This is a genomic window from Caballeronia sp. S22 (genome assembly GCF_964261745.1).
GTDB lineage: Bacteria > Pseudomonadota > Gammaproteobacteria > Burkholderiales > Burkholderiaceae > Caballeronia > Caballeronia jiangsuensis.
In genome coordinates this window covers 316,364-339,549 of sequence record NZ_OZ180037.1, presented here as the reverse complement: position 1 = coordinate 339,549, position 23,186 = coordinate 316,364, and the positions used below count along the sequence as shown (strand labels likewise).

The window sequence follows — 23,186 nt, the reverse complement described above, 5'->3', positions numbered from 1 at the left end:
CACCAGAAACGTTAGGCCGAGAACATTTTTTTCGCAACCCGGCTGATCGCGACAATCTCTACGATGGTGTTCCACCCTCACGAGGACGCCGATCATGAACCTGCAACGTTTCCCCCGTTATCCGCTGACCTTCGGACCGACGCCCATCCAGCCGCTCAAGCGCCTGTCCGCGCATCTCGGCGGCAAGGTCGAGTTGTATGCGAAGCGTGAGGACTGCAACAGCGGCCTCGCGTTCGGCGGCAACAAGACGCGCAAGCTCGAATACCTGATTCCCGAAGCGATCGCCGAAGGCTGCGACACGCTCGTGTCGATCGGCGGCGTGCAGTCGAACCAGACGCGCCAGGTCGCGGCGGTCGCGGCGCACCTCGGCATGAAATGCGTGCTCGTGCAGGAGAACTGGGTCAATTACTCCGATGCCGTCTATGACCGCGTCGGCAATATCCAGATGTCGCGGATGATGGGCGCGGACGTGCGGCTCGTCGCGGATGGCTTCGATATCGGCATCCGCAAAAGCTGGCAGGACGCGATGGACAGCGTGCGCGCGGCGGGCGGCAAGCCGTTTCCGGTGCCGGCGGGTTGCTCGGAGCATCCGTTGGGCGGTCTCGGCTTCGTCGGTTTCGCGGAGGAAGTGCGCGCGCAGGAAGCGGAACTGGGCTTCAGCTTCGATTACATCGTCGTGTGCTCGGTGACGGGCAGCACGCAGGCAGGCATGGTCGTAGGCTTCGCGGCGGACGGGCGCGCGCGGCGCGTGATCGGTATCGATGCATCGGCGAAACCGCAGCAGACGCACGATCAGATTCTGCGTATCGCGAAGCACACGGCGGAACTCGTCGATCTCGGCCAGGACATCACGCGCGAGGACGTGATTCTCGACACGCGCTTCGGCGGCCCCGAATACGGCCTGCCGAACGAAGGCACGCTGGAGGCGATTCGTCTGTGCGCGCGGCTCGAAGGCGTGCTGACCGATCCCGTCTACGAAGGCAAATCGATGGACGGCATGATCCAGATGGTGCGCAACGGCGAATTCCCCGAAGGCTCGAAGGTGCTGTACGCGCATCTCGGCGGCGTGCCCGCGCTCAATGCGTACAGTTATCTGTTCCGCAACGGCTGAGCGCTAAAACGCCTCGCGGAATGCGTAAAACAACGCGGCGACGCGTTCCGACGTATCGGCTTCGAAGACCGCCATGCGTGAGCCGAGCATGTGCGTGAGGATCGGCGGCGCGGGATCGTCCACGCGCAGGATCGCGAGAATCTGCGCGCGGATGTCGCCGTCATTCGCGATGGCCGCGGCGTCGCGCCCGAGCAGCGCCGCGCCCGCAATATCCGGATCGTGGCCGTGGCGCTCGACGAGATCGAAGGCGTCGGAATAGAGCCGGTCGAGATTGCCGGCCTGCGCGTAATGCGCCATCAGAAAGAGCAGATCGATCGCGTCCTTGCGATCCGCCGCGTGCCGGTCCTGCCACGCGACGATCTTGAGCATCGCCTGCGCGGGCAGCGATGCGACCGGCACGACGAGATCACGGTCGATGCGCACGGCGATCGCCGTATCGAGCGCCTGCCTGAAACCCGCGACGTTCATCCGCACCGACCCGTCCGGCGGCCACGCGATTTCGCCGTGCTCGTCCTGCACGCCGCCGAACGGCACGATATCGAGCCACGTGCGCTCGCCGGTCTGCGGCGCGCTGTAATTCAGGCGATGCGCCGAGCCCTTAGGCGCGGTGAAATTGCCCGACGCGAGCAGCGCGCGCCGCAACGCGTCGTGACCGGTCCAGCCTTGAATCGAAATGCCGATGTCGATGTCGGCGGTTGCGCGCGTCGCCTCGATATCGTGGACGTGCGTGAGCAGGATGTCGCGCGCGCTCGCGCCGCCGACGAACCACGCGATGCCGGTCGCCTCCGATGCGGCGACGACTTCGCGCAGCATGGTCGACATGACGCCGACGAGCGGGCGATGCGGCAGCAATTCAAGCGGCGAGGTAGCGTTCACGCAGCATCCTGGCGGTTTCGAGATTGCGCGGGTCGCCGCTCGCGACGAGATCGGCGTACACGATCAGCGGCGCGACGACGTTCGGCGGCAATCCGTCGATGGGCGCGAGCGCGACGGGCGCGCGCAGGAATTCGACGTTGCCGGCGGGATCGGGCCGCAAGCGCGCCTGCATGATCCACTCGCGCGGCACGGCGGCTTCGGCGCAATAGGCGGTGACCGTCGCCGGTTTCAGATACTCCGTGAGTATCGCTGCGGCCGGCTCGCCGCCGAACTGGCACTGACCGGGCAGGTCGGGCGCATCCCGCCACCAGTCGTTCGACTCCGCGCGATATCGCCCGATGACGAGCGATTCGCGCAATTGCCGCGGATACAGCGTGACCCATTCGTCGATGAGCCGTTCCTTGTCGGCGAATTGCAGGCCACGGCCATCGGGCCGTTCGAATACATCGCGATGATCGATGAGCGCGCGCACGGCGTTCTGCACCGTGCCGTGACTGACGCCCGCGTTCTGCGCGATGTCGCGATAGCCGCGCTCCAGCAGCGAAGGCGTGATGAGCAGCGCCAGCGTGACGCGCAGTGTCGATTTGGTCCAGGTTCTGGAACGATGCGCCTTGCCTTTCGCTGCGCGCGGACGGCCCGAAACGATCACGACGCTATTGCCTTCGATGAGGCTCGCGTTGCCGGCGAGATCGAGCGCATCGATGCCCAGTTCGCGGCACGCGCGGATCATGTCCGGCGACAGGTACAGGGTGACGAGTGTGGGATTCGCGCCGCCGTCGCGCGTGGCCGATGCGCCGAACGCCGACAGCGCGCTGAAGCGGTCGATGTTTTCCCGCACGACGACGGGACGCTTGACGCGCGCGCCGCCGATGCGGAATTCGATGGCGGCGTCGTATTCGCCGCGCGCGGGCGGTTTGACGCGGCGCGCGGCGAGGCCGGTCGCGTCGCTGAAGGCGGCGGCGGCGGCTTCGACGAGTTGCTCGGCGTTCGGCGGCATGAGTGCGGCTCGTTGTCCAGTTTTATGGAGTGTACACGAAACGTGGACATCGATAAAAATTGGACAATCGATGCGAATTCGCTCAGAGATAACTGCAGATGTAGTCGAGCGTTTCGACCACGTCGATATCGAAGCGGCTCTTGCCCGGCACCGAGAACGATTCGCCCGCGCCATACGTCTTCCACTCGTCGCTGCCGTCGAGGCGGATGCGGCATTGGCCGGCCTGCACTTCCATGAGCTCGGGCGCGTCGGTGCCGAAGTTGAGCGTGCCGGGGAGGATCACGCCGAGCGTCTTTCTGGTGCCGTCGGCGAAGAGCACGGTGTGCGACACGCACTTGCCGTCGAAGTAGACGTTGGCGCGTTTGATGACGGAAACCTGATCGAATTGCGTTGCGGCGGTCATGGCGGTGGTCCTTCGGTTGTCGGGAATGGTTGGTCCGCCATCATACAAAAAAGGGCGATGCGGTTTCCAGCGCATCGCCGGTTGCGAACGAAGCGTCGTCGGATCAGCGGTTCACGAGACGCCTGGGCATGAACAACACCAGCAAGCCACCGATCGCGAGACAGGCCGCGAGCGTGTACACGCCGAGATCCGTCGAATGCGTCTTGTCGATGATCCAGCCGATCACGTAGGGACTGATGAAGCCCGCGAGATTGCCGAACGAGTTCACGACCGCCACGCCGGTCGCCGCGGCCGCGCCGGCGAGCATCGCCGTCGGCAGGCACCAGAACTGGCACAGCGTGGTCATGACGCCCATCGTCGCGATGGTGAGGCCGATCATCGCGAGCGTGACGTTGCCGCTGCCCGCCATGACCGCGACGATCCAGCCCAGCGTGCCGATGAGACCCGGCACCGCGACGTGCCAGCGCCGCTCGCGCCGCGCATCCGAGCTGCGCCCGACGACGATCATCGAAATCGCGGCGGCGGCATACGGCAGCGTCGTCAGGAAGCCGATCGTCAGCGGGTCTTTCACGCCCGATCCCTTGATGAGCGTCGGCAGCCAGAAGCCCACGCCGTACAGGCCCATGATGAAGAACAGATAGATCACGGACAGCGCCCAGACCATCGGATTCGTAAAGCCGTCCTTGAACGAATGCGATTCGACGCCCTGCGCATCGGCTGCGACGTTGGCGGCGAGAATCTTCTTCTCGTCGTCGGTGAGCCACTTCGCCTGCTCGATGCCCTTGTCGAGCGTGAAGATGATGGCGAAGCCCAGCACGAGCGACGGAATCGCTTCGAGCAGGAAGAGCCATTGCCAGCCCGCGAGTCCGTGCGTACCGCTCATCGCGTGAAGAATCCAGCCCGACAGCGGACCGCCGATGACGCCCGAAATCGGAATGCCCGTCATGAAGAGTGCGATGATCCTGCCGCGTCGCGCCGACGGATACCAGTACGTCAGATACAGGATCACGCCCGGAAACAGGCCCGCTTCGGCGAGACCGAGCAGGAAGCGCAGCACATAGAACGTCGTGGGCGTCTGCACGAACATCATCGCGGCGGAGATGATGGCCCAGGTGATCATCACGCGTGCGATCCAGAGCCGCGCGCCGACCTTGTGCAGGATGATGTTGCTCGGCACTTCGAAGATGAAGTAGCCGATGAAGAAGATGCCCGCGCCCAGACCGTAGACGGTTTCGCTGAAGCCGAGATCCTTCAGCATCTGCAGTTTGGCGAAGCCGACGTTCACGCGGTCCAGATAAGCCGCGACGTAACAGAGGAACAACAGCGGGATGAGGCGCCACGTCACTTTCGCGTAGAGCGCGGACACCGAAGTGTCCACGCGCTCGAACTCGGGCGACGCCGGGAACGCTTGTCTCGACGTAGTCATGGGGATGTCTCCGAATCTTGTAAGGGAATCTCCTCGCCTTTCTCCGAAGGCGAGGTATTGCGGCAAAAACGATCGATCAGTCGAACATATCGGGCTGCGTCGCAACCAGATCATTCCAGATGGTCTGAAAGTGCAGCCAGCCGATGTAGTCGCTCCCCACGTGCTCGCGGCTGTAACGCGCGCGGTCTTCGGGCACGAGCTTCGGCGTGATGCCGGTCGCTTCGACCATCAGTTGCTGCTGGCAGCAGCGCTCGAGCGCGATGAACCAGAACGCCGCCGAATCGATGCTATGACGGCTCGCGGTCAGCAGCCCGTGGTTCTGGTGAATCGCGGCCTTCACGCCCTTGAACGCATTCGCGACCTTGTTGCCGCCCTTCACTTCGACCGCGACCTTGCCCGCTTCGTCGCCGATCACGACGTGGTCCTCGAAGAACGCGCAGGCGTCCTGCGACATCGGGATGAGCGGCTTGCCGAGCGCCGCGAACGCGGTGCCGTAGACGGTATGCGCGTGGCACATCGCGACGATGTCCTGATGCTGCTCATGCACGGCGGCGTGCAGCACGAAGCCCGCGCGATTGAGCGCGTAGTTGCCCTCGACCACGTTGCCCTGATGATCGGCGCAGATCAGGTTCGAGACTTTCACTTGCGCGAAGTGAACGGCCATCGGGTTGGTCCAGTAAAGCGACGGATTTTCCGGATCGCGCACGGTGAGATGACCCGCGAAACCGTAATCGAAGCCGTGCAACGCGAACGCGCGGCACGCAGCGACGAGGCGCTCCTTCAGATATTTGCGATGTTCGGCGTGGCTCGAAAACGTCGGCACCTCGGGGAAGATCAGGCCTTCCTGTTCCGGCTGATAAATCGACACGCGGCCTTTGAGGTCGATTGCCGAATCGCTCTTTGCGGGAGTCTCCATGACGTCGCTCATCTTTTTCGCTCCATGCGGATCAAAGTGGGTATGCCACGCATGGTGCCGCGAGCGATGCTTGCGCACAAACGAAGGTTGTTCAAGGAAACATGAGCCACATTCATGCTTGGGCTTTTTGAAGCCTCTGCGGAGTTGCCAATGCCCTTAGGTATAAGCAATGCAACGTTTTTCGCGTCGCCGCAAATCCGCCCCCGATCACGCGAGCCCCGGGACCAATACTTGGGCGAATCCCGCAGAGGCCCGCCACATAAGGCTCGGCGCCAACGCAACGTAAGGCCTTCAAAAGCTGCGCACAAAGCCGTTAACCACGTTTGCAACATTTTGCGAGCGGAGCGCGTTTCCACCGCGACAAGGCTTTGAGGCGTGCAATCAGCAGCGTTTTGAGGACAGCCGCTTCACCTGAAGCCCGGTGCGACAAGGTATTAGCCAGACGAAAACGTTTGGCGTCAGTTGAGCTTCCTGTGCGATCCGTATGAAGGACGCCTTTCACGATTGAATCAATTTTGTTCGTACTTGAGCGCACGTTGCCGCGCGCTACGTGCGGACTCGCGCAAACCCCAGTTGGTATAAGGATTGGCGTGCGCTGGCACACCTCTCGCTAATGTATGACCACGCACGAAGGTCACCGCGATCCTTCAACAACAGATAAGAGCGGTGAATTCGTGCTACGGGGCTGGTCGCAACAGGGTTCGATGTACGCCGACAGATGCATACACGAATCCTGTTGCGAGCCAGAAGAAATCAAAAGCGCGAAGCGCACACGCACGAGACTAATAAAATGTTGACTCTTCAATCAGACCTGCACGGCAATCATCTGTTGGGCGCGCTTCCGGCACAGGAATGGCAAGCCATCGCGCCTCATCTCGAACTCGTTCAATTGCGCACGGAACAGTTGCTGTGCGATTCGGGCCAGCGCATTCACCACGTGTATTTCCCGACCACGGCGATCATCTCGCTTCTGCATACGATGGAAGACGGCGGCTCCGTCGAAGTCGCGGCGGTCGGACGCGAAGGGATGTCGGGTGTTCCGGTGCTGACGGGCGGCGACACCATGCCGACGCGCGTACAAGTGCAATGCGCGGGCTTCGCATATCGCATGAGCGCTGGGGCGTTGCGTGAGCACTTCGGCCGCTCGGACTTCCTGCGTCGCGTGATGTTGCTGTACATGCAAGCCCTGCTCACGCAAGTGGCGCAGACGGCGGCGTGCAATCGTCATCACTCGCTGTCGAAGCAACTGTGCCGCTGGCTGCTGATCCAGACGGATCGCACGCCGTCGGATCAATTGCGTGTTACGCAGCAGATGATCGCCGATATGTTGGGCGTGCGCCGTGAAGGCGTGACTGAGGCAGCTGGCAAGCTGCATGATGCAGGGCTTATTCATCACAGCCGTGGTTGCATCAAGATTCTGGATCGTGCGGGGCTCGAGGAGCGTGCTTGCGAGTGTTATGGCATCGTCAAGCGGGAGTTTGATCGGATGTTGCCGCGGCGGGCTGAAGCGGTGGTTTAAGGATGTCTCTTTCGCCGCGGGTCCCGTATTCGTGTCGGTCTATTAGCGCTGCCCCTGTGCGGGGCGGCAGTCACTTTCTTTGCTGCTGCAAAGAAAGTAACCAAAGAAAGCAGCTCGTTTAAGCCCGCGGTCACACGCAGTTTGGCCATGCTTGCCAGCCGCCCGTGGCACTCGCCTAAGTGTCACCCTCAAAGGCCCAATCGGGCTTGGCTCGCGCACGGTCTGACAAGCTAGAAGGCTTAGGGCGCTGGTTCAGCACGAAATAGCTTCGGCACAGCGCTACGCGCTGCCGTTGGGTATGCAAGGGAAACCGAAGTAGAAGCGCGCACGAACCCGATTGACCCATCGGCCGCGAAGCGGGCTGGAGCTATTTGGTGCTGAACCAGCGCGCTTAAACATTTGGTGCGGCAGACCGTGCGCGGTCCAAGCTGTTATCTGCTTGTGGGGGCACTCGCTACTGCCGGGCCATTAGGCCAATCGCCTGTGCCGCGGCCGGTGTGAAGTGCTTAGGCTGGGGATAGCTGTTTCTTTGGTTACTTTCTTTGCAGCAGCAAAGAAAGTGACTGCCGCCCCGCACAGGGGCAGAGCTAATAGACCAATAACAAACCGGGATCCGGCGGCAAAAAAGCCCATCAAACAACCCCACGACTGGCCGCAGCCGCCCTCCCTCGCAACCAATTGATGCTAGCAAAAAGCACCACAGCAAACACGATCAACATCGTCGCGACCGCGAGAATCGACGGATCGATCGAATCGCGGATACCGCTCCACATCTGCCGCGGCACGGTCCGCTGATCCGGCCCGCCGATAAACAGAATCACGATCACTTCATCGAACGAAGTCGCGAAAGCGAACACACTGCCCGTGGCGACCGCTGGCGTAATGAGCGGCAAAGTCACGCGCCGAAACGCAGTCCAAGGCTTCGCACCGAGCCCGGAAGCCGCGCGCAACAGACTCTGATCGAACGACAACAACGAAGCCGTCACGGTAATCACGACAAACGGCGTACCCAGCGCCGCGTGCGCGAAAATCACGCCGGGATACGAATTCACGAGCCCGAGCGGCGCGAAGATCAGATAGAAGCCCGCCGCGACGACGACGATCGGCACGATCATCGGCGAGATGATGATCGGCATGATCACCGAGCGCAGCGGAAACTGCGTACGCGAAAGACCGAGCGCCGCGAGCGTGCCCAGACACGTGGCGATCAACGTCGATGCCGCGCCGATGCCGATGCTGTTCAATAACGAGCGTTGCCAGTCCGAACTAGTCAAAGCCTGCTCATACCAGCGCAGCGAAAAGCCCTGCAACGGATACGAAAAATACGATCCCGAGTTGAACGAAAGCGGGATGATCGCGAGAATCGGCGCGACGAGAAAGAACAGCACGATCGCGGTATGCACGCGCACCCAGCGCGATGCGATGCGTTCCGTCAGTACCTTGTTGCGTTGCTCTGTCATGGAAGAAAGACTCCTCAACCGAAGCGCAACCGGTCGATGCCGACGATGCGGTTGAACAGAAAATAGAAGATCGCCGTGAAGATCACGAGATACGCGGAAAGCGCGCCCGCGAGTCCCCAGTTGAGCTGCGTGTTCGTTTGCAGCGCGATGAGCTGACTGATCATTTCATCGCCAGCGCCGCCGAGCAGCGCGGGCGTGATGTAGTAACCGAGCGCGAGCACGAAGACAAGGAAGCAGCCCGCGCCGACGCCCGGCAGCGTTTGCGGAATATAGACGCGCACGAACGCGGTGAACGGATGCGCGCCGAGCGATTGCGCCGCGCGCACGTACACGGGCGATACGCCTTTCATCACCGAATAGATCGCGAGAATCATGTACGGCAGAAGCACATGCGTCATGCCGATCAACACGCCCGTGCGATTGAAGATGAGCGGCACCGGATGCGTCGCGAGGCCGAGACCCGCCAACAGACCGTTGATGACGCCGCCCGGTTGCAGCAGCACATACCACGCCGTCGTGCGCACGAGCAGCGACGTCCAGAACGGCACGATCACGAAGAGCATCAGGCGGTTGCTGCTTTGCGCCGGAAGATTGGCGAGCAGCCACGCGACCGGATAGCCGAGCACGAGGCACAGGAGCGTGACGGACGCGCTGATGGATATCGTGCGAAGAAACGCCTGCCGATACACCGACGAGTTATCCGGCACGAAGGCGAGGTTGCCTTGCGGCGTCACTTGCGCATCGACGGCGGCGAGCAGATAGTCGGGCGTCGGCGATGTGGCCGCACGCTTCAAAAGACGCCATATTTCAGGGGAATTCCAGCGTTCGTCCATCTCGATCAACGCCGGCTTCCACGCGGGCGGCGTGTCGTCGCGGACGCTGCGCGCGGTGCGCATCAACAGGCTGCGAAATTCGGGCTGCGCGAAGTTGAGCCTGCGCGCAACGGTGCCGAGCTGTCCGCTCTGCTGCGCATCCTTGAGCCCGGCGGCGAGCAGTGCGAACACATGTTCATCGGGCACGCCGCGCCCGTCCCACGCATCGAGCGCGCGAGCGAGCGCGGGCATGCTGCCCGGCACTTCCCTGTTCTCGACACTGCGCGCGAGCAAGAGCGCGATCGGTGCGATGAACGTCGACAGCAGAAAAACGATCAGCGGCAATGCAAGCAACAACGCCTGCACCGATGCGCGACGGCGCGCTCTTTGAAACGAGGCGCGGCCGTCGGCTCTCGTCGGAGAACCGGAGGCGGGCGCGTGGATCGATGCAGGCATGAGGTCCCTCTGGTCCTTGAACGGCGTTACTGCGTCAGCCACACCTGAAAGCGCTTGTTGATCTGGTCGGCGTTATCGGCCCAAAAGTTCGCGTTGATCTGCACGGCGCGCTTGAAGTTATCCGGCGCGGTCGGCATGTCGGCGAGACGCTGCTTGTCGACGAGCGCAACCGCATCCTTGCGCGGCGGCGCATAAGCGATGTACTTCGACAGATCAGCCGATGCTTTCGGCTGCGCTTGCGACACGATGAACTTCGCGGCCGTATCGGCGTGCTTCGCGCCCGTCGGAATCGCCCACCATTCGAAGTCGTAGACCTGCGCGTCCCAGACCGCCTTGAACGGCTTGTTGTCCTTCTTCGCGGCATCGTCGATGCGACCGTTATAGGCTTGCACCATCACGACCGCGCCATCGGCGAGCAGTTGCGGCGCCTGCGCGCCCGACTCCCACCACACGATGTTCTTCTTGATCGTGTCGAGCTTCTTGAAGGCGCGATCGACGCCCGCGGGCGTGCCGAGCACCTTGTACACGTCTTTCGGATCGACGCCATCGGCGATCAACGCCCATTCCATCGACACCTTCGGCGACTTGCGCAAGCCGCGCTTGCCAGGGTATTTCTGCAGGTCGAAGAAGTCGTTGACGGTGCTCGGCGCGGTCTTCAGCTTGCTCGCGTCGTAGGCATAGACGGTGGACCACACCATGCTCGCGACCGCGCAATCGCTGATCGAGCCGGGGATGAAATCGCTCGTCTTGCCGATCGACTTCTTGTCGAACTTCTGCAGCAGGCCTTCATCGCATGCGGTGATCGCGTCGTTGGTTTCGAGATCGATCAGATCCCACGTCGTGTTCTTCGCCTGCTCCATCGCGGAGAGCTTGGCCAGGCCGCCGTCGTACGATTCGGTCGAAAAGTTCACGCCCGTAGCCTGTGTGAACGGTTCGAACCAGGCCTTCTTCGCAGCGGCTTCGTACGCGCCGCCGAAAGTCACGACGGAAAGCGTCTCCGCCGCGTGTGTCGGGATGGTTGCAAACGCAAATACTGCGAGTGCGGCGCATTGTGCTTTGATGTGAGTGCGCATGTCAGTTGGCTCCTGCGGGTGCGGTCGAGATGAGGGAAGGTGACGGCGGTGTGGTTGGGGCAATCGCGGGGGCGCTCTTTGGCGCCATCATCGCGAGAATCTTGCAGTCGTCGTGACGCCATGCAATTTCGATCGTGCTGCCGGCTGCGGGCAACGCATGACGCTGAGTGTTGGGCACTTTCACGACGAGAGAATCGCGCGAGCCCAGCTTCAGATGCACGCGATGATGATCGCCGCAATACACGAGTTCCTCGACGCAGGCGCGCACGACGTTGCTGTGCTCGTCGGGCTGCACGCCTTCCGCGCCCGGAATATGCGCGCGCTCGGGACGCAGCGCGAGCATCGCTTCGTCGCCGGCGCGCAGGCCGTGTTCGCAGCGTCCGCGAATGACGCTGCCGTCCGACAGCGCGAGCGTCGCCCATTCGTCGTTCACACTCGTGACCCGCCCCGTGAGCCCGTTGTTCTCGCCGACGAAGTTCGCGACGAATGCGTTCTGCGCGTTCTCGTAAAGCTCGCTCGGCGTGGCGGCCTGCTGGATGCGGCCATCGGAAAAGACGGCGACGCGGTCGGACATCGTCAGCGCTTCGGCCTGATCGTGCGTCACGTAGACGATCGTCAGCGAGAGTTCGCGATGCAGCCGCATGATTTCGTATTGCATCGTTTCGCGCAGGCGTTTATCCAGCGCGCCGAGCGGCTCGTCCATCAGCACGACGCTCGGCTCGAACACGAGTGCGCGCGCAAGCGCGACGCGCTGTTGCTGGCCGCCGGAAAGCTGCGAGGGACGCCGGTTCGCGAGATGCGGCAACTCGATCATCTCCAGCGCGCGTTTGACGCGCGTCTTCTGCTCCGCGCGGCTCACGTGCCGCACGGAAAGCGGAAACGCGACGTTCTCCGCAATCGTCAGATGCGGAAAGAGCGCGTAGTTCTGAAACACCATGCCGATGTCGCGCTGATGCGGCGGCTTGTCGTCGAGACGCCGGCCATCGAGGCGAATCTCGCCTTGCGTCGGCGTTTCGAAGCCCGCGAGCATCATGAGCGTGGTCGTCTTGCCCGATCCCGACGGTCCGAGCAGCGAAAGAAACTCTCCCTTGCGCACGTCGAGGTTCAGGTCCTCCACGACATAGTGCGCGCCGTCGTACGATTTGCTCACGCCCGAGAAGGAGATGAAGGAAGGGTCTGACATCGTGATCGCGTCCTGTCTTTCAGTGCTGTGCGAGCTTCGACGCGATATAGCGCGCGAAGTCGTAATTGGGCCGTTCGAGATGACTCAGGTTGCCGGGCTTTGCGAGCGGCGCATGTACGCCGCGAAACACTGCCTGCACGCCGCGCCTGTCTTCCGCGTTCACTTCGTCGAGCAGCTTCTTCAATGTCGTCATGTGCGCGTTCGCTTCCGGATCGGCGATGAATTCAGGCGCAAGCCCGCCGCCGAAGCGGATATGCACCTGCCCGACGCCGCGCGGTTGCAGCACGAGATACCAGAAGTAGCCGGGCGTGAGCGTCACGAGATGCGTCGGATAGATCGCGAGCAGCGCGGTCGTCTTGCGCCAGTGACCCGATAAGCGCGTGTTGTCCGGATGCGCATTGCCGATCGGTAAGCTCGCTTCTTTCGTGATCCAGTGATAGTTGAACGCGGGATAGCCTGGCGGACATTCCATTTCTTCGAGCCTGGAATGCGGCCCTACGGTTGCGCGATGCAGCATCGGCAAGTGATAGCTTTCCATGAAATTTTCCGCGAGGATTTTCCAGTTCGTGTCCCACACGTGCTCTTCATAGAAAGTTTCGATGTAGTCCGTCATGCCGTAAGCACCGACGAGTTCGCTCAATTCGGCCAGTTGCTTTTGAACGGGCGGCGCGTTTTCATCGAGCGTCACATAGATCCAGCCTTGCCATTCTTCGCAGCGAATAGCGGGCAATGTATAGCTTTCCTTGCAGAAGCCTTCTTGCCTGTCCATGAGCGGCGCGCCCTTCAATTCGCCGTCGAGCCCATAGCTCCATGCGTGATACGGACACACGATACGGCGCTTGTTGCCGCGCCCTTCGAGCAGCACCGACATGCGATGCAGGCACACGTTCGACATCGCCTTGAGTTGCATCTGCTCGTCGCGCAACACGGCGATCGGTTGTTCGCCGATCTGCGCCGTCAAATAGTCGCCGGGCTCTTTCAACGCGCTGGCGCGGCCGACACACTGCCATTCGTGCGCGAAGATTTCACTCTCTTCGAGCGACAGAAACTCAGGCGATGTATAGACACCGGGCGGCATGGCGCGCGCATCGCTGAATGGTCGTTCGCAATTCGACCGCAACTGGTCGATGAGCGTTTGCACCGCGATCGTCCTTGTCATGAGGCTCTCCATGTGCCTTCCCGTGGAAGCGCGCCAACGCGAGGTTTGAAGGCGTTGCGCTCGGCATGGACATCAATCTATCAAGCCAAATTGCCAGCCAAAATATTGTTTTCGGATACAAAACAAAGCTTTTGCCTATGCAGCGCGGATAACTTCTCCATTCGATGCGCGCATCATGTATCGATATGCAGCCGCCGGATATAAGTCTCGCAAAAGGACGAGAAGCGATGCACGACCTGCCTCGGGCGCATCGTGCGCGATTGCGCGATGCCCAGCGTGGTCGCGTTGACGTTGTCCTTGAAGCGCTTAATCACGAAGTCTTCGCCGTCCACCGTGCGATTCGATTTGAGCGGAAAATTGAGGATGCTGTAGCCGAGACCGTTCGCCACCATGCCGCGCACGACCTCCGGCTGCGATGAACGAAAGGCGGGCACAGGGCGGCTGCCGACCGCATCGAAGAGCGCGGCGAAATACTCGCGGCTATGCGGCAGATCCAGCATCACGTATGGCTCCGGCAGCAAGTCGGCGAGCGATACCTTGCGCGCCCGGGCCAGGCGATGCGTCTTCGGCAGGATCGCATATGGCGGCAAGGAAATCAGCGGCGTGAAGGCGATGTCTTCGGTCAGGTCCAGGCTATAGGTCAGCGCGATATCGAGCGAACCGTCATGCAGGCCGCGCAGCAAACCATCCTGATGTGCTTCGACCGTGCGAAACGAAATGCCCGCATGCCCGGCCGTGAAGTGGCTGATGAGACCCGGCATCAACGGCGGCGCGAGCGAAACGAGGCAGCCGAGCGCGATGGAGCCGGTCATGCCGCCATCCATTTCCTTCGCGGCCATTTGCAGTTCTTCCGCGATCTTCAGCAGATTGCGCGCTTGGCCGAGCAGATCGCGGCCCGCCTGCGTAAGCGACAGGCCGCTTGCGTGACGTCGGATGAATAGTTGCACGCCGAACGATTCTTCGAGATCGGCGAGCGCGGTCGATATCGACGGCTGCGAGATATGCAGTCGTTTCGCCGCCGCGGTGAACGACAACGCTTCCGCCGTGACGACGAAATAGCGCAACTGCCGCAGCGAGTAGCGCAGGGGATGGATTTCCATCGACGATGCTCCAGAGATCATGCTTCGATGTGCCGCATTGTGAAGCGCTCAAAATTCACTGCATAGCCAAATCCGATGCTATGCATTTTTTAAATATATTTTTCAGATTTGGACGGGGCGCGTAGATTTTCACCAAGACATCACGGATACAACGGCCTTTCGGAAGGACATAGCCATGACAGTGGAAAGGAAATCAATCGACACGCTCGTGGTCGGCGCAGGACAAGCGGGCGTCGCGATGAGCGAACATCTGAGCAAGCTCGGCGTGCCGCATCTCGTGCTGGAACGCGATCGCATCGCGGAGCGCTGGCGCACGGGCCGATGGGATTCGCTCGTCGCCAATGGTCCCGCATGGCACGATCGTTTCCCTAATCTTGAATTCGCGAATTTCGATCCCAACGCGTTCGCATCGAAAGAGCAGGTCGCGGAATACTTTGTCGACTATGCGAAGAAGTTCGATGCGCCCATTCGCACGGGCGTCGAAGTGAAAAAGGTCGTGCGCAATGCAGGGCGGCCGGGCTTTACCGTCGATACCTCTGAAGGAACGATCGAAGCGAATCGCGTCGTCGTGGCGACAGGGCCGTTTCAGCGCCCCGTGATTCCGCCGATCGCGCCGACGAGTGCAGCGCTCACGCAGATCCATTCCGCCGACTATCGCAATCCGCAGCAATTGCCCGAAGGCGGCGTGCTGGTCGTGGGCGCGGGATCGTCGGGCGTTCAGATCGCCGATGAACTGCAGCGCGCGGGCCGCCGCGTGTATCTGTCGGTCGGCGCGCACGATCGTCCGCCGCGCGGCTATCGCGGACGCGACTTCTGCTGGTGGCTCGGCGTGCTCGGCGAGTGGGACGCGGAAGTGATGAAGCCCGGCCGCGAGCACGTGACGATCGCGGTGAGCGGCGCGCGCGGCGGTCATACGGTGGACTTCAGGCGTCTCGCGCATCAGGGCATCACGCTCGTCGGCCTGACGAAATCATTCGACGATACCCGCGTCACGTTCGAAGCCGATCTCGCTGACAACATCCGCCGTGGCGACGAGAACTATCTGTCGCTGCTCGATGCCGCCGACGCCTATGCACGACGCAACGGACTCGATCTTCCCGAAGAGCCCGAAGCCCGCAACATTCCCTCCGATCCGGAATGCATGACGCATCCGCTCTTCGAACTCGATCTTGCGAAAGAGGGCGTGACGTCCATCATCTGGGCGACAGGTTATGCCGTCGATTTCACCTGGCTGCAAGTCGATGCATTCGACGACAAAGGCAAGCCGAAACATCAGCGCGGCGTCGCGAAAGAGCCGGGCATCTATTTCCTCGGCTTGCCGTGGCTGTCGCGCCGTGGCTCCGCGTTCATCTGGGGCGTGTGGCACGACGCGAAACATATCGCCGATCACATCGTCACGCAGCGCAAATACCTCGCGTATTACGACGCGCCGCAACGTCACGAAGACGAGACGCGTGTCGAAAGCGTCGAGGCCGCACCGGGCGAATCGCGCGTGCACAAGGTCAGCGAGATGGGCGTCAACTGATTTCAAACAATCCCGTATCAAGGTGCATTCGATGAGCCAACCCACGCATACCCGTATCCGCATGTTCAACACCAAGGATACGTATCCGAATCAGACGCTCGATAACGATCTTTGCCAGGCCGTGCGCGCGGGCAATACCGTTTATGTGCGCGGTCAGATCGGCACGGATTTCGACGGCAATCTGATCGGTCTCGGCGACCCGCGCGCGCAGGCCGAACAGGCGATGAAAAACGTCAAGCAATTGCTCGAAGAGGCGGGCAGCGATCTCTCGCACATCGTCAAGACGACGACCTATCTCACCGATGTGCGTTATCGCGAGCCGGTGTATCGCGAAGTCGGCAAGTGGCTGAAAGGCGTGTTTCCGATTTCGACGGGCCTCACCGTCGTGGCGCTCGGTCAGCCCGAATGGCTGATGGAGATCGACGTGATCGCCGTCATTCCCGATGGATGGACGCCTCAGGTCTGAGCGACGTAAAAGGAGGGCACATGACTTTTTCTATCGTCGGACGATGTGAAGAGACAGGGCAGCTCGGCATCGCGATCAGTTCATCGAGCATCGCGGTGGGCGCGCGTTGTCCGTGGGTGCGCGCGGGCGTCGGTGCGGTCGCGACGCAGAACATCACACTGCCCGCGCTCGGTTCGCAGATTCTCGACCACATGGAAAGCGCGAAGCTCGATCCCTCGGCGGCGCTGGATCGCGCGCTGGCCGCGAACGAATGGAGCGAGTATCGGCAAGTGACCGTGGTCGATGCGCAGGGCCGCACCGCGTTCTTCAGCGGCAAGCAGGCGCTCGGCACGTTTCACGCGGTCGCGGGCAGGCAATGCGTCGCGGCGGGCAACATGCTCGCGGGCGTTCACGTGATCGAAGCGATGATTCCCGCGTTCGAGAACGCATCCGGCCATCTCGCGGACCGGCTTCTCGCCGCGATGCATGCGGCGATCGCAGCGGGCGGAGAAGCGGGCCCCGTGCATTCGGCGGCGCTGAAGATCGCGGGCGAGCAAAGCTGGCCGCTCGTCGATCTGCGCGTGGACTGGGCGGATGAAGATCCCATCGGCAAGCTCGATGGTCTCTGGCAGGCATACAAGCCGCAGATGCAGGACTACGTGACCCGTGCATTGAATCCGACCGCCGCGCCGAGCTACGGAGTGCCGGGCGATGAATGAGATGACGAGCCGCGATCTGCTCGAACGGCTGATCGGCTTCGCGACCGTCAGCCGCGATTCGAATCTTGAGTTGATCGAATTTATTCGTGACTACCTCGCGCAGCATGACGTCGAGAGCGAGCTGTTCTACAACGCGGAGCGCACCAAGGCGAATCTGTTCGCGACGATCGGACCGCGCGATCGCGGCGGCATCGTGCTGTCGGGACATACGGATGTCGTGCCGGTCGATGGCCAGCCGTGGACCGTCGATGCATTCCGCCTCACCGAGAAGGACGGTCGCCTGTATGGCCGCGGCGCAGCGGATATGAAGGGCTTTCTCGCGTCGGTGCTGGCCGCGGTGCCCATGCTGCTGAAGCGCGAACTCAGGTTGCCGGTGCATCTCGCCTTTTCCTACGACGAGGAAGTCGGATGCCTCGGCGTGCGGCCGATGCTCGCGCAACTGGCGCAACGCGCGCACAAGCCCGTGCTGTGTCTGATCGGCGAGCCGACGTCGTTGAAACCGGTGCTCGGGCACAAGGGCAAGCTCGCGATGCGCTGTCAGGTGAAGGGCGCGCCGTGTCATTCCGCATACGCTCCGTATGGCGTCAATGCCATTCAATACGCGGCACGCCTCATCAATCGTCTGGAAGAGATCGGCGAGAAGCTCGCGCAACCCGAGCATCACGACGCGCGTTTCGATCCTCCGTATTCCACCGTGCAGACCGGAACGATCAAGGGCGGCCGCGCGCTCAATATCGTGCCGGCGGAATGCGAATTCGACTTCGAAGTGCGCGCGCTGCCGGGCTTCGACGCCAGCACGGTTGCCGACGATTTGCAGACATACGCGCGAGCCGAACTGCTGCCGAAGATGCGCACCGTGAAGTCCGACACCGACATCACCCTCGAAGCGCTGTCCGCCTATCCCGGACTCGCGACGCCGCCCGACAGCGAAGCCGCGCGTCTGCTCGCGCTGCTCAGCGGTTCATCGGATTTCGGCACGGTGGCGTTCGGCACGGAAGGCGGACTCTTCGATCATGCCGGCATTCCGACGGTCGTATGCGGTCCCGGCAGCATGGATCAGGGACACAAGCCCGACGAGTTCGTGACCGTCGAACAACTCCGCGATTGCGACGCGATGCTGATACGGCTCGCGGACCATCTCTCGACCATAGCCTGATTACTCAAGCGCCTGAAGCGACCCCGACGCCCTGAGCGTCAGGGCATCGCTTTGCCGCGCGCATTAAGGAGACGACTTTGACTAACGCGCAACGCAATGCTGCTCCGCTGATCGAGAAGCACACCATCGGCTACGTGCCGCCCGAGGATCGTCACGGCAAGGTGCGCGATCTCTTCACGCTATGGTTCGGCGGAAACATCGCGCCCCTGCCGATCGTGACCGGCGCGCTCGGCGTGCAGATCTTTCATCTGAACCTGTTGTGGGGCATCGTCGCGATCATTGTCGGTCAGGCGGTCGGCGGCGTGCTGATGGCGCTGCATTCGGCGCAGGGGCCGCAGATGGGCATCCCGCAGATGATCCAGAGCCGCGCGCAGTTCGGCTCGTGGGGCGCGCTGCTCGTGACCGTCATAGCAGGTGTGATGTACGTGGGTTTCTTCGCGTCGAATATCGTGCTGGCGGGAAAATCGCTGCATGGGATCGAGTCGTCGGTGTCGGTGCCTGTCGGCATCGTGATCGGCGCGGTGGGATCGGGATTGATCGGCATCATCGGATACAAGTTCATTCATATCCTGAACCGCATCGGGACATGGGTGCTCGGCATCGGTATTTGCGTCGGATTCGGCTACATCCTCACGCATATCTCGACGAACGATTTCCTCACGCGCGGCGGCTTCGACTTCGCCGGCTGGCTCGCGACCGTTTCCCTCTCGGCGCTGTGGCAGATCGCGTTCGCGCCCTACGTCTCCGATTATTCGCGCTACCTCCCGGCGAACGTGCGCGTCGCATCGACGTTCTGGGCGACGTATCTCGGCTGCACGATCGGCTCGACGCTCGCGTTCGTGTTCGGCGCGGTCGCGGTGCTGGCGGTGCCGCCCGGCGCCGATGCGATGGACGCCGTGAAGCTCGCCACCGGACCGCTCGGCCTGCCGATGCTCGTGTTGTTCCTGTTGAGCGTGATCAGTCACAACGCGCTGAATCTCTACGGCGCGGTGCTCGCGTCGATCACGTCGCTGCAAACCTTCGCGTATCGCTGGATTCCGACGGCGAAGGCGCGCGCGGTGTTGTCGGTCGTGATTCTGGTCGCGTGCTGCTACTTCGCGATTGGCGCATCGACGAACTTCGTCGCGAATCTCGTCGATCTCGTGCTCGCGCTGCTCGTCGTGCTGGTGCCGTGGACCGCGATCAATCTCATCGACTTCTATGTGATCCACAAAGGCAAGTACGATATCCAGTCGATCTTTCAGGTGGACGGCGGCATCTATGGACGCTTCAATCCGCAGGCGCTGATTGCTTACGCGATCGGCATCGCCGTGCAGATTCCGTTCATGAATACGCCGATGTACGCGGGCCCGGTGCCGAAGTATCTTGACGGCGCGGATCTGTCATGGGTCGTCGGATTGCTGCTGACGTCGCCGGTTTATTACTGGCTTGCGTCGCGCGATACGGTTTATCGGCGTCGGCAGAACGGCGCGCAGGTGGCATCCGGTGCGTCGCGGTAACAAATGAAGCCATGCCGGGCGGGACTTTTTCCCGCCTGACAAAAGTGTTGTACGTCCGCCTGCGTTTACGCGTCATGTGCATATGCACATAATCGCGTCACCTGCTGCGAAAACCCTTCGCGGCGCATCGAGGCGGTGACGATAAGGCTTGTCGGCATGCATCGCCCCTCCTCGCTCAAGTATCCAGGAGGTTTGTATGTCGAACGATATTTCTCTCGAAACGCCGTCGCGCCGTCACTTCATCGGCATTGCGGCGGCGACGCTCGCCGCGGGCGCATTGAGTAGCCTCGCCTTCGCCGAACCGGCTCCGGGCAGCGCGGAAATCGTGCAGGTGAAGGGCGGCGACAAGACCGCCATTCGCCCGCTTCGCGTGCATGTTCCGGATGCGCAAATCGCCGATCTGAAGCGGCGCGTCAAGTCCACGCGCTGGCCCGAGCGCGAAACCGTCACCGATGCATCGCAAGGCGTGCAACTCGCGACGATGCAAAAGCTCGCGCGCCACTGGGCGACGGATTACGACTGGCGCAAGGTCGAAGCGCGGCTGAACGCGGTGCCGAATTTCGTCACCGAGATCGACGGTCTCGACATCCACTTCATCCACGTTCGCTCGAAACATGCGAACGCGTTGCCGGTTATCGTCACGCATGGCTGGCCCGGATCGATCATCGAGCAACTGAAGATCATCGATCCGCTGACCAATCCGACGGCACACGGCGGCCAGGCATCCGACGCGTTCGATGTGGTGATCCCGTCGCTGCCCGGCTACGGTTTCTCCGGCAAGCCGGCGACGACCGGCTGGGACCCGCAGCGCATCGCACGCGCGTGGATCGCGTTGATGAAGCGTCTCGGCTATACGCGCTATGTCGCGCAGGGCGGCGACTGGGGCAATGCGGTGACCGAGCAGATGGCGCTCATCGCGCCGCCGGAACTCGTCGGCATTCATACCAACATGCCGGCCACGGTTCCCGACGATATCGCGCATGCGCTCAAGTTCGGCGATCCGGCGCCCGCGGGTCTTTCGGCGGACGAGGCCCATGCATTCGAGCAACTCGACTTCTTCTACAAGCACGGCCTCGGTTACGCGCAGGAAATGGCGAATCGGCCGCAGACGCTGTACGCCATCGAGGATTCGCCGATCGGCCTCGCCGCATGGATGATCGATCACGACGCGGCGAGCCAGGCGCTTATTGCACGCGTGTTCGATGGGCAGACCGAAGGACTCTCGCGCGACGACATCATCGATAACATCTCGCTCTACTGGTTCACGAACACGGGAATTTCCTCGGCGCGGCTCTACTGGGAGAACAAGCTCAATTTCTTCGCGCCGAAGCACATCGCGATTCCGGTCGCGGTGAGCGTGTTCCCGGACGAGATCTATGCCGCGCCGAAAAGCTGGATCGAGAAGGCCTATCCGAAGCTGATTCACTACAACCGTCTGCCGAAAGGCGGGCACTTCGCGGCGTGGGAACAGCCACAGGCATTCTCGGACGAGGTTCGAGCGAGCTTCCGTTCGCTGCGTTCGGCGTAAGGCAATGCGCGATGCCTTCGCGGCATCGCGTGCGTTCGTTGGTCTGGCCGCGCGGCGCATGCATCGGCGCGAGACCTGTCACAATCGCAATCTCCGACGTTCCTCGACGATGCGGTCGGGATTGCGATTTTGCCGGGCCGTGTCATCCGATTGCGGCGTGCCAGCCGCGCCGCGCGTGTTTCTCCCATGACAAGGAGCAAGCGATGCCAACGATGCAGGCAGTGCAGGTAGCGAAAGCGAACGGTCCGCTGGAAGTCGTCGAGCGCGACGTGCCGGAGCCGCCCGACGGACACGTGTTGATCAAGGTGCAGGCCTGCGGGATCTGCCACAGCGATTCCCTCACCGTCGAGGGTCTGTGGCCCGGCCTTCAGTTTCCGCGCGTGCCGGGCCATGAGATCGCGGGCGTGATCGAGAAGCTCGGCGCGGGCGTCGAAGGATGGGAGAAGGGGCAGCGCATCGGCGTGGGCTGGCACGGCGGGCATTGCGGACATTGCGAGCATTGCCGTCACGGCGACTTCGTGCTTTGCCAGCGCGCGCTGGTGCCGGGCATCAGCTACGACGGCGGCTACGCGGACTACATGGTCGCGCCGCAGGAAGCGCTCGCGCGCATGCCCGACGATCTCTCCGATGTCGATGCCGCGCCGCTCCTCTGCGCGGGCATCACCACCTTCAATGCGCTGCGCAACAGCGGGGCGCGCGCGGGCGATGTCGTCGCGATTCTCGGCATCGGCGGGCTCGGTCATCTGGGCGTGCAGTTCGCGCGCAAGATGGGCTTCGTGACGGCGGCGATCGCGCGAGGCAAGGACAAGGAGCCGCTCGCGAAGCAGCTCGGCGCGCATCACTACATCGACAGCGAATCGCAGAACGTAGCCGACGCGCTCAAGGCGCTCGGCGGCGCGCGCGTCATTCTGGCGACGGCCACGAGCGGCAAGGCGATGAACGCGGCCATCGGCGGTCTGGGGCTCAACGGCAAGCTGATCATGGTCGGGATATCGGAGGAGCCGGTCGAGGTGCCGATCACCCAGTTCATCATGGGCCGCAACTCGGTGCAGGGCTGGCCGTCCGGCACGGCGGCGGATTCGCAGGAAACGCTCGCGTTCAGCGCGCTGTCGGGCGTGAAGCCGATGATCGAAAAATTTCCGCTCTCTCGCGCGGCCGAAGCGTACGCGCGGATGATGAGCGGCAAGGCGCGGTTCAGGGTGGTGTTGACGCCGGGGAAGTGAAGCGCATCACCGTAAAACAACCCGACGACCGTTTCGAATCGCAACGTTAAGAATCTTTCCACTACGCCGGTCCACGGCATCCGCAAAACCCGCAAAGCCCCGCCAGCCGGGGCTTTGACGCATATGGCCCGCGCCTTGCATTGATTGCGCTCCAGACAACCCGGAGCCGCACATGATCGAACGAGGCCGAGCCGCCACGCTTACCCACACGGTCACATCCGCCGATCTCGCATCGGCCCACGCGCAAGGCGCGGGCGAGCGCTATCCCGACGTGCTGTCCACGCCCGCGCTGCTGTCGCTGATCGAGCGCGCATGCGCCGAAACGCTGCGCGATGCCGTCGGCGATGGGCAACTGTCTGTCGGCGTGACGACGCATCTCAATCATCTCGCGCCGACGCCGCTGGGCGCCGAAGTCTCCGCGACCGCGACTTTCCGCGACCTCGAAGGCGCGCTGTACTGGTTCGACATCGTCGCTTCCGATGCCGGCGGCCCGGTCGGCACGGCGAGCCACGCGCGCGCCATCGTCGAGCGATCCGCGATCGAAGCGCGCGCCGCGAAACGCCGCACCGAATGACGCATCCACATGACGAGAGAAAAACA

At 62.4% G+C, this 23,186-nt stretch carries 21 protein-coding genes; 10 read left to right on the top strand and 11 right to left on the bottom strand.

What is annotated here, in order from left to right; translation table 11 throughout:
• Nucleotides 1–94 precede the first annotated feature (94 nt).
• The gene (locus ACEN42_RS25265; RefSeq protein ID WP_238212418.1) at nucleotides 95–1,111 is read left to right on the top strand and encodes a 1-aminocyclopropane-1-carboxylate deaminase; all 1,017 of its coding nucleotides are present in this window, start codon (nucleotides 95–97) and stop codon (nucleotides 1,109–1,111) included.
• Between the two features lie 3 nt (nucleotides 1,112–1,114).
• Here the strand turns inward: ACEN42_RS25265 and ACEN42_RS25260 are convergent, their stop codons facing one another.
• From ACEN42_RS25260 to ACEN42_RS25240, 5 genes are all read right to left on the bottom strand, one after another.
• Nucleotides 1,115–1,987: a nucleotidyl transferase AbiEii/AbiGii toxin family protein gene (locus tag ACEN42_RS25260; protein WP_238212416.1), complete on the bottom strand. Its 873-nt coding sequence runs from the start codon at nucleotides 1,985–1,987 to the stop codon at nucleotides 1,115–1,117.
• Nucleotides 1,965–2,984 carry a type IV toxin-antitoxin system AbiEi family antitoxin gene (locus ACEN42_RS25255; protein WP_371884715.1) on the bottom strand — a complete coding sequence of 340 codons (1,020 nt, stop codon included), beginning with the start codon at nucleotides 2,982–2,984 and terminating at the stop codon, nucleotides 1,965–1,967. Before ACEN42_RS25255 ends, ACEN42_RS25260 begins: the two co-directional genes overlap by 23 nt.
• Nucleotides 2,985–3,066: 82 nt before the next feature.
• Nucleotides 3,067–3,387 (bottom strand): pyrimidine/purine nucleoside phosphorylase, encoded by a 321-nt coding sequence (locus tag ACEN42_RS25250; RefSeq protein WP_250486458.1) that lies wholly within the window; start codon nucleotides 3,385–3,387, stop codon nucleotides 3,067–3,069.
• 103 nt (nucleotides 3,388–3,490) lie between these two features.
• Nucleotides 3,491–4,813 carry an MFS transporter gene (locus ACEN42_RS25245; protein WP_371884714.1) on the bottom strand — a complete coding sequence of 441 codons (1,323 nt, stop codon included), beginning with the start codon at nucleotides 4,811–4,813 and terminating at the stop codon, nucleotides 3,491–3,493.
• Between the two features lie 76 nt (nucleotides 4,814–4,889).
• Complete coding sequence (locus tag ACEN42_RS25240; RefSeq protein WP_371884713.1) at nucleotides 4,890–5,741, bottom strand: class II aldolase/adducin family protein; 852 nt, start codon at nucleotides 5,739–5,741, stop codon at nucleotides 4,890–4,892.
• A 778-nt stretch (nucleotides 5,742–6,519) separates the two neighbouring features.
• On the opposite strand from ACEN42_RS25240, the gene ACEN42_RS25235 reads away from it, so the two are divergent.
• Nucleotides 6,520–7,248 (top strand): Crp/Fnr family transcriptional regulator, encoded by a 729-nt coding sequence (locus tag ACEN42_RS25235; RefSeq protein ID WP_029672391.1) that lies wholly within the window; start codon nucleotides 6,520–6,522, stop codon nucleotides 7,246–7,248.
• A 632-nt stretch (nucleotides 7,249–7,880) separates the two neighbouring features.
• Here the strand turns inward: ACEN42_RS25235 and ACEN42_RS25230 are convergent.
• The 6 genes from ACEN42_RS25230 to ACEN42_RS25205 all read right to left on the bottom strand — a co-directional run bounded on the left by ACEN42_RS25230 (nucleotide 7,881) and on the right by ACEN42_RS25205 (nucleotide 14,491).
• A complete protein-coding gene (locus ACEN42_RS25230) occupies nucleotides 7,881–8,708 on the bottom strand; it encodes an ABC transporter permease (RefSeq protein ID WP_371884712.1) in 828 nt (275 codons plus the stop codon).
• 14 nt (nucleotides 8,709–8,722) lie between these two features.
• Nucleotides 8,723–9,976, bottom strand: a complete 1,254-nt coding sequence (locus ACEN42_RS25225) for an ABC transporter permease (RefSeq protein ID WP_371884711.1) — start codon at nucleotides 9,974–9,976, stop codon at nucleotides 8,723–8,725.
• 26 nt (nucleotides 9,977–10,002) lie between these two features.
• Nucleotides 10,003–11,049, bottom strand: coding sequence for an ABC transporter substrate-binding protein (locus tag ACEN42_RS25220; RefSeq protein WP_029672433.1), 1,047 nt, complete (start codon nucleotides 11,047–11,049; stop codon nucleotides 10,003–10,005).
• A 1-nt stretch (nucleotide 11,050) separates the two neighbouring features.
• Complete coding sequence (locus ACEN42_RS25215; RefSeq protein WP_029672432.1) at nucleotides 11,051–12,232, bottom strand: ABC transporter ATP-binding protein; 1,182 nt, start codon at nucleotides 12,230–12,232, stop codon at nucleotides 11,051–11,053.
• Nucleotides 12,233–12,251: 19 nt separating this feature from the next.
• Nucleotides 12,252–13,391, bottom strand: a complete 1,140-nt coding sequence (locus ACEN42_RS25210; protein ID WP_371884710.1) for a Rieske 2Fe-2S domain-containing protein — start codon at nucleotides 13,389–13,391, stop codon at nucleotides 12,252–12,254.
• A gap of 173 nt (nucleotides 13,392–13,564) precedes the next feature.
• The gene (locus ACEN42_RS25205; protein ID WP_029672430.1) at nucleotides 13,565–14,491 is read right to left on the bottom strand and encodes a LysR family transcriptional regulator; all 927 of its coding nucleotides are present in this window, start codon (nucleotides 14,489–14,491) and stop codon (nucleotides 13,565–13,567) included.
• A gap of 175 nt (nucleotides 14,492–14,666) precedes the next feature.
• On the opposite strand from ACEN42_RS25205, the gene ACEN42_RS25200 reads away from it, so the two are divergent.
• From ACEN42_RS25200 to ACEN42_RS25165, 8 genes are all read left to right on the top strand, one after another.
• Nucleotides 14,667–16,016 (top strand): flavin-containing monooxygenase, encoded by a 1,350-nt coding sequence (locus ACEN42_RS25200; RefSeq protein ID WP_371884709.1) that lies wholly within the window; start codon nucleotides 14,667–14,669, stop codon nucleotides 16,014–16,016.
• 31 nt (nucleotides 16,017–16,047) lie between these two features.
• Entirely contained in the window at nucleotides 16,048–16,482 is a 435-nt protein-coding gene (locus ACEN42_RS25195) for a RidA family protein (protein WP_029672428.1), read from the top strand.
• Between the two features lie 20 nt (nucleotides 16,483–16,502).
• On the top strand, nucleotides 16,503–17,180 hold the full coding sequence (locus tag ACEN42_RS25190) for a DUF1028 domain-containing protein (RefSeq protein WP_371884708.1): 678 nt from the start codon (nucleotides 16,503–16,505) through the stop codon (nucleotides 17,178–17,180).
• Nucleotides 17,173–18,336 (top strand): acetylornithine deacetylase, encoded by a 1,164-nt coding sequence (gene argE, locus ACEN42_RS25185; protein ID WP_371884707.1) that lies wholly within the window; start codon nucleotides 17,173–17,175, stop codon nucleotides 18,334–18,336. The genes ACEN42_RS25190 and argE overlap by 8 nt, the downstream gene beginning before the upstream one ends.
• Nucleotides 18,337–18,413: 77 nt before the next feature.
• A complete protein-coding gene (locus tag ACEN42_RS25180) occupies nucleotides 18,414–19,835 on the top strand; it encodes a cytosine permease (RefSeq protein ID WP_371884706.1) in 1,422 nt (473 codons plus the stop codon).
• A gap of 196 nt (nucleotides 19,836–20,031) precedes the next feature.
• Nucleotides 20,032–21,363, top strand: coding sequence for an epoxide hydrolase family protein (locus tag ACEN42_RS25175; RefSeq protein ID WP_371884705.1), 1,332 nt, complete (start codon nucleotides 20,032–20,034; stop codon nucleotides 21,361–21,363).
• Between the two features lie 203 nt (nucleotides 21,364–21,566).
• Nucleotides 21,567–22,586 (top strand): alcohol dehydrogenase, encoded by a 1,020-nt coding sequence (locus ACEN42_RS25170; RefSeq protein WP_371884704.1) that lies wholly within the window; start codon nucleotides 21,567–21,569, stop codon nucleotides 22,584–22,586.
• A gap of 172 nt (nucleotides 22,587–22,758) precedes the next feature.
• A complete protein-coding gene (locus tag ACEN42_RS25165; protein WP_371884703.1) occupies nucleotides 22,759–23,160 on the top strand; it encodes a thioesterase family protein in 402 nt (133 codons plus the stop codon).
• Nucleotides 23,161–23,186: the final 26 nt, after the last annotated feature.

Excerpts from the sequence above, each read along its gene's own strand:
- ACEN42_RS25215 (WP_029672432.1), bottom strand. The coding sequence starts at position 12,232 with ATGTCAGACCCTTCCTTCATCTCCTTCTCGGGCGTGAGCAAATCGTAC.
- ACEN42_RS25265 (WP_238212418.1), top strand. The coding sequence starts at position 95 with ATGAACCTGCAACGTTTCCCCCGTTATCCGCTGACCTTCGGACCGACG.
- ACEN42_RS25245 (WP_371884714.1), bottom strand. The coding sequence starts at position 4,813 with ATGACTACGTCGAGACAAGCGTTCCCGGCGTCGCCCGAGTTCGAGCGC.
- ACEN42_RS25175 (WP_371884705.1), top strand. The coding sequence starts at position 20,032 with ATGTCGAACGATATTTCTCTCGAAACGCCGTCGCGCCGTCACTTCATC.
- ACEN42_RS25165 (WP_371884703.1), top strand. The coding sequence starts at position 22,759 with ATGATCGAACGAGGCCGAGCCGCCACGCTTACCCACACGGTCACATCC.
- ACEN42_RS25250 (WP_250486458.1), bottom strand. The coding sequence starts at position 3,387 with ATGACCGCCGCAACGCAATTCGATCAGGTTTCCGTCATCAAACGCGCC.
- ACEN42_RS25210 (WP_371884710.1), bottom strand. The coding sequence starts at position 13,391 with ATGACAAGGACGATCGCGGTGCAAACGCTCATCGACCAGTTGCGGTCG.
- ACEN42_RS25200 (WP_371884709.1), top strand. The coding sequence starts at position 14,667 with ATGACAGTGGAAAGGAAATCAATCGACACGCTCGTGGTCGGCGCAGGA.
- ACEN42_RS25230 (WP_371884712.1), bottom strand. The coding sequence starts at position 8,708 with ATGACAGAGCAACGCAACAAGGTACTGACGGAACGCATCGCATCGCGC.
- ACEN42_RS25255 (WP_371884715.1), bottom strand. The coding sequence starts at position 2,984 with ATGCCGCCGAACGCCGAGCAACTCGTCGAAGCCGCCGCCGCCGCCTTC.
- argE (WP_371884707.1), top strand. The coding sequence starts at position 17,173 with ATGAATGAGATGACGAGCCGCGATCTGCTCGAACGGCTGATCGGCTTC.
- ACEN42_RS25190 (WP_371884708.1), top strand. The coding sequence starts at position 16,503 with ATGACTTTTTCTATCGTCGGACGATGTGAAGAGACAGGGCAGCTCGGC.
- ACEN42_RS25205 (WP_029672430.1), bottom strand. The coding sequence starts at position 14,491 with ATGGAAATCCATCCCCTGCGCTACTCGCTGCGGCAGTTGCGCTATTTC.
- ACEN42_RS25225 (WP_371884711.1), bottom strand. The coding sequence starts at position 9,976 with ATGCCTGCATCGATCCACGCGCCCGCCTCCGGTTCTCCGACGAGAGCC.
- ACEN42_RS25170 (WP_371884704.1), top strand. The coding sequence starts at position 21,567 with ATGCCAACGATGCAGGCAGTGCAGGTAGCGAAAGCGAACGGTCCGCTG.
- ACEN42_RS25240 (WP_371884713.1), bottom strand. The coding sequence starts at position 5,741 with ATGAGCGACGTCATGGAGACTCCCGCAAAGAGCGATTCGGCAATCGAC.
- ACEN42_RS25220 (WP_029672433.1), bottom strand. The coding sequence starts at position 11,049 with ATGCGCACTCACATCAAAGCACAATGCGCCGCACTCGCAGTATTTGCG.
- ACEN42_RS25235 (WP_029672391.1), top strand. The coding sequence starts at position 6,520 with ATGTTGACTCTTCAATCAGACCTGCACGGCAATCATCTGTTGGGCGCG.
- ACEN42_RS25195 (WP_029672428.1), top strand. The coding sequence starts at position 16,048 with ATGAGCCAACCCACGCATACCCGTATCCGCATGTTCAACACCAAGGAT.